This window comes from Sphingomonas sp., assembly GCF_031380695.1.
In the GTDB taxonomy this organism is placed as follows: Bacteria; Pseudomonadota; Alphaproteobacteria; order Sphingomonadales; family Sphingomonadaceae; genus Sphingomicrobium.
The window spans coordinates 1-5,139 of the sequence record NZ_JANMWY010000069.1 but is presented as its reverse complement, the minus strand read 5'-3'; the positions used below and the strand labels follow the sequence as shown (position 1 = coordinate 5,139).

The following is a 5,139-nucleotide window of genomic DNA, read 5'->3' as shown; positions in this document are numbered from 1 at the left end:
GCCTAGTCGCAAGCCGCGCGGGACGCTAGAGAGGCTGCGATGCCGTCCCGTGCCCTTATCATCGTCGGCGGCGGTCTGGCAGGCGGCCTGTGCGCGCTGGCGCTGGCAAAAAGCCGGCCCGACGTCGTGGTGACGCTGGTCGAGGCCGAGGCGGCGATTGGTGGCAACCATCTCTGGTCCTTTTTCGACAGCGATTTGAGCGAGCCGGGTCGGACCCTAGTCGGATCGTTGATCGGGCATCGCTGGCCCGGTTATGAGGTCCGCTTTCCCCTCTACCAGCGGCGGCTCGGCGCGGGCTACAACAGCATCGAGAGCGAGGCGCTCGACCAGGCAGTTCGCGGCGCGATGGCGAGCGGGGCGATCGTTCGCGCCAATGCCGCCGCGCTGACGCCGACCAGCGTCACGCTCGACGATGGCCGAACACTGACCGCCGACGCCGTGCTCGACGCGCGCGGCCTCTCCGCCGCGCCCGAAGGTCTGCACTGCGGGTGGCAGAAGTTCGTCGGCCAGTTGCTCGAAATCCCCCAGGGACACGGCCTTGCCGAACCGATCGTGATGGACGCCACGGTCGATCAAACGGACGGCTACCGCTTCGTCTATTTCCTGCCCTTCTCGCCGACCGCCTTGTTCGTCGAGGATACCTATTACACCGACGAGCCCGACCTCGACCGCGAACGGCTGCGCGAGCGGATCGCGGACTATGGCGCCGGGCGCGGGTGGCAGATCGCCGGACGGACGCGGGAGGAACATGGCGTTCTCCCGGTCGTCATCGGCGGCGATTTCGACCGCTTCTGGCCGGCCGCCGACACTGTGGCGCGTGCCGGGGTGCGCGGCGGCTTTTTCCATTCGCTGACCAGCTATTCGCTGCCTGAGGCGGTTCGCTTCGCCGTGTGGCTGGCAAGCGACGCGCCGCTCGATGGGCAGCTTGGTCCGGCGACCCGCGCCCGCGCCGTGGCGCATTGGCGGCGGAGCAAGTTCGACCGGCTGCTCACCCGCATGCTCATGCGTGCCGCCGACCCGCTGCAGCGATATAAGGTCCTTCAGCGCTTCTATCGCCTCCCCGCCCAGTTGATCGAGCGTTTCTATGCCGGGCGAAGCACGTTAGGGGACCGCATGCGCATCCTTACGGGTCGTCCGCCCGTAAACTTCTTCAGGGCCTTGGCCGTGTTGCCGGAGAGCAAATGAACAGTGCAATCGTGATCGGGGCCGGCTTCGGCGGGCTGGCGCTCGCCATGCGCCTGCAGTCCGCCGGGGTTCAGACCACCGTCGTCGAGGCCCGCGATAAACCCGGCGGACGGGCCTATTTTTGGGAGCGCGATGGCCATGTGTTCGATGCCGGGCCGACCGTTATCACCGATCCCGACTGCCTGAAGCGACTGTGGGCGCTGAGCGGCAGCGACATGGCGGCGGACGTCGACCTGGTTCCGGTCACGCCCTTCTATGCGCTCGACTGGCCCGACGGGACGCGGTTCGATTATTCCAACGACGACGAGGCGCTGTTTGCGTCGATCGCGGCGCTCAACCCGGCCGACGTCGAAGGCTACAAGAAATTCCTCGCCTACGCCGCAGGGGTCTATGAGGAGGGCTATGTCAAGCTCGGCACGAAGGCGTTCCTCAAGATCGGCGACATGCTCAGGGCGGCTCCGGCGCTGGCCCGCTACCAGGCATGGCGCAGCGTCTATTCAATCGTTGCAAGCTTTGTGCAGGACGAACATTTGCGTCAGGCATTAAGCTTCCACACCCTGCTCGTCGGCGGCAATCCGATGACCTGCTCGTCGATCTACGCGCTGATCCACAAGCTGGAACGCGACGGCGGCGTGTGGTTCGCCAAGGGTGGCACCAACAAGCTCATCGCCGGGATGGTTACGCTGTTCGAGCGGCTCGGCGGGACGATCCGACTCGACGATCTGGTCGAGGCGATCGAGGTCGAGGGGGAGCGCGCCCGCGCTGTCCGCACCCGGTCGGGCTGGCGCGGCGAGGCCGATGCGATCGCCTCGAACGGCGACGTGCTCCATAGCTACAGCCTGATCGAGGGGTCGTCGCGCGGCGCCTCGCGCGTCCATGCCCTCAAGCGCAAGAAGTGGTCGCCGTCGCTGTTCGTGCTTCACTTCGGGCTTGAGGGGACCTTCCCCCAGATTCCGCACCACATGATCCTGTTCGGCCCGCGCTACAAAGGGCTGCTCGGCGACATTTACGACAAGGGCCGGCTCGCGCCCGATCCGGCGCTTTACCTCCACCACCCGACCGTGACCGATCCGTCGATGGCCCCGCCCGGCTGTTCGACCTTCTACGCCCTCGCGCCGGTGCCGCACATGGGCAAGGCGAAGGTCGACTGGGCGAAGGACGGCGAAGCCTATGCCGAGACGATTCTCGACACGATCGAAGCGCGGCTGATCCCCGACGTGCGCAGCCGCATCCGTACGCGCTTCCACTACTCGCCGCTCGATTTCCAGCATGACCTCGCCGCGCATCTCGGCTCCGCTTTCAGCCTCGAGCCGGTGCTGACGCAGAGCGCATGGTTCCGCACCCACAACCGCGACGACAAGATTGCCAATCTCTATTTCGTCGGCGCCGGCACGCATCCCGGCGCGGGGATCCCCGGTGTAGTCGGCAGTGCCGAGGCGACGGCCAATCTCATGCTCGAAAAAAACGCCTGATGCTGGAATGAGCGCCAGCGTCGCGAGAGATGGGGCGGAGCGTCAGCGGCTCGTCGAGGAGTCGGGCCGGATCATCGCCCAGGGATCGAAAAGCTTCCGCTTCGCCAGCCAGATTTTCGACCAGGCAACGCGCGAGCGCAGCTGGCTGCTCTATGCCTGGTGCCGGGCGTGTGACGATGTCACCGACGGCCAGACGCTCGGTCACGATGCGGTCACGCCCGAGAACCCGAGTGAGCGCATCGCCTTCCTGCGCGCGACCACCGATACGGCGCTGGCCGGCCAGCCGACCGGCCTGTCCGCCTTCGACGCGTTCGCCACGGTCGTCGCCGAATGCGGCATCCCGGCCAGCCTCGCCGCCGACCATCTCGCCGGCTTTGCGCGCGATGCGACCGGCTGGACACCGGCGAACGAGGAGGAATTGCTGAGCTATTGCTATCAGGTGGCCGGCGCCGTCGGGGTGATGATGGCGCATGTCATGGGCGTTCCGGCGGGCGACCGCGACATGCTGGCCAAGGATACTTTAAGCCGCGCCGCCGACCTTGGCATCGCCTTCCAGCTGGCCAATATCGCGCGCGATATCGTCGACGATGCGCAGGTCGGCCGACGCTATCTGCCCGACGAATGGCTCGTCGCAGAGGGTCTCGCCGGTGTGGACCTTGCCGACCCCGCCCATCGCCCCGCCCTCGCCCGCATCGCCCGCCGCCTCGCCACGCTGGCCGACGATTACCGCCGAAGCTCGACCGTCGGCGCGGCGCGGCTGCCGTTCCGCAGCCGCTGGGCGGTCAACTCGGCGGCGCGAATCTATGGCAAGGTCGCAGAACGGGCGGTCGAGCTAGGCGAGCGCGCCTGGGACCGGCGGATTTCGATTCCCCGGCGCGAGAAGTTCGGACTCGTGCTGAAAGCGCTCGCGGATTCGCTCCGCACGTCCCGCCTCGTCAGCCGCGACGGGCTGTGGACAAGGCCTTCGGTTCCCTGATCCCGGCGCGGCCGTTGGCGGACAAGGAAGCCTTCAGCGCCTCGACCGGCGGCGCATAGATGAAGCCAAAGCTGACCGTGCCCTCGCGTGTCTCGACCGCGTGATGAATGCGATGCGCCTGGACGATGCGCTTGAAGTAAGGCGAGCGCGGCACGATCCGGTGCGCCACGCGGCGGTGGACGATGACGTCGTGAAAGCCGAAATAGATCGCGCCATAAGCCGCGATGCCCGCCCCGGTCCACGTCGCCCACTCGCCCCATCCCCACCGCACGCCGCCCGCCAGGAGCACGATCGACGGCAGCGCGAAGATGACGGCGTAGAGGTCGTTGAGCTCGAACCGGCCGGGCCGCTCGCGGTGATGGCTCTCGTGCAAGAACCACCCCAGCCGCCCGTGCATTACCCACCGGTGGGTGACATAGGCGACCCCCTCCATCGTGGCGATAGTCGCAACGAACAGCAGCAGTTCAAGGGAAAAATACATGCGCGCTCCCTACGTCACTTCGCTGCGGCAAGGAAGCGCATCAGTTCGGCCAGCGTCGATTCCATTTGGTCCTGCATCTGTGTGACCAGCTCATTCTCGCGCATATGCTCATGGTCGAGCGGCTTGGAATAGCTGTCGGAAAAGGCCTTCAGGTCGTCCTGATCGAAGATCCCCTTCGACACCAGCTTAGCCAGGATCACCAGCAGCCCGTTTGTATTGGCGATGTTGCCCGCGACCAGCGCCTCGTCGACTAGGCTCAGCGACGGATCGCGCTCCTCGTCACCGTCCTCGCTGGTTTCCTCGAAGTCGACGTCTTCGCTCATGCGCCGCCTTTAGGCAGGATCGGCGAAACCTGCCAAGACCTGCCAGCGCTCGGACTTGTCGGCGAAGGCCATGGTAAAGGCCGCGCTCGACGACGGCAGGTCGATCATCCTCGGCGCGGTCTCTCCCAATGCCCGCCGCCCCAGCCGCGCCGCCGTCTGCCCGTTGAACCCGATCGCAGCCAGCCGCAGGTGAGTCGCCGCATATTCGGCCAAGGCGTTGGCGGTAACCTGACGGATCGCACCGTCGAGGCTGCCCGTCCGCTCGGCTCGTTCAACCACGTCCCACAGCGCCACGCCACGTGCCGCCAGCCGCACCAGCCGCGAATCATAATCGAGCAGTGCCAGCTCCTCGCCCAGCGCCACACCCAGCAACCGCCAGAACTGGTTCGTAGGATGGGCATAATAGCGCTGCGCCGTCAGCGAAGCGTCTCCCGGCAGGCTGCCGAGCAGCAGCAGCCGCGCGTCCGCCGCGCCGACCGGCGCCATCGAAGCTTTGCTCGTCATGCCAACGGCCTAGCCGCCGCGCACGCACTTCGCTATGCCCCGCGCCATGCCCGAGCCGCTCCGCATCGCCCTGTTTTCGGGTAATTACAATTATGTCCGCGACGGCGCGAACCAAGCGCTCAACCGGCTGGTCGGCTATCTGCTGGGCCAGGGCCACGCCGTGCGCATCTATTCGCCGACCACCGACACGCCCGCCTT

At 66.7% G+C, this 5,139-nt stretch carries 6 protein-coding genes and 1 pseudogene; 4 read left to right on the top strand and 3 right to left on the bottom strand.

Features of this window, described 5'->3' with window-relative positions:
• Positions 1-39: 39 nt before the first annotated feature.
• Genes crtY through RMN84_RS02835 form a run of 3 tightly spaced genes read left to right on the top strand, consistent with a single transcriptional unit; the run spans position 40 to position 3,633 of the window.
• Positions 40-1,185: a lycopene beta-cyclase CrtY gene (gene crtY / locus RMN84_RS02845; RefSeq protein WP_309610694.1), complete on the top strand. Its 1,146-nt coding sequence runs from the start codon at positions 40-42 to the stop codon at positions 1,183-1,185.
• Positions 1,182-2,657 (top strand): phytoene desaturase, encoded by a 1,476-nt coding sequence (locus RMN84_RS02840; RefSeq protein ID WP_309610693.1) that lies wholly within the window; start codon positions 1,182-1,184, stop codon positions 2,655-2,657. Before crtY ends, RMN84_RS02840 begins: the two co-directional genes overlap by 4 nt.
• A 7-nt stretch (positions 2,658-2,664) precedes the next feature.
• Entirely contained in the window at positions 2,665-3,633 is a 969-nt protein-coding gene (locus tag RMN84_RS02835; RefSeq protein ID WP_309610692.1) for a phytoene/squalene synthase family protein, read from the top strand.
• Here RMN84_RS02835 and RMN84_RS02830 read toward each other — a convergent pair.
• From RMN84_RS02830 to RMN84_RS02820, 3 genes are read right to left on the bottom strand one after another with little or no spacing between them, the layout of a single operon-like run.
• Positions 3,593-4,114, bottom strand: coding sequence for a sterol desaturase family protein (locus RMN84_RS02830; RefSeq protein ID WP_309610691.1), 522 nt, complete (start codon positions 4,112-4,114; stop codon positions 3,593-3,595). The genes RMN84_RS02835 and RMN84_RS02830 overlap by 41 nt on opposite strands.
• A gap of 14 nt (positions 4,115-4,128) precedes the next feature.
• Positions 4,129-4,437 (bottom strand): hypothetical protein, encoded by a 309-nt coding sequence (locus tag RMN84_RS02825; protein ID WP_309610690.1) that lies wholly within the window; start codon positions 4,435-4,437, stop codon positions 4,129-4,131.
• Positions 4,438-4,446: 9 nt separating this feature from the next.
• A complete protein-coding gene (locus RMN84_RS02820) occupies positions 4,447-4,941 on the bottom strand; it encodes a DNA-deoxyinosine glycosylase (protein WP_309610689.1) in 495 nt (164 codons plus the stop codon).
• Positions 4,942-4,987: 46 nt separating this feature from the next.
• On the opposite strand from RMN84_RS02820, the pseudogene RMN84_RS02815 reads away from it, so the two are divergent.
• Positions 4,988-5,139, top strand: a pseudogene (locus RMN84_RS02815) (glycosyltransferase family 1 protein); the annotation flags it as partial.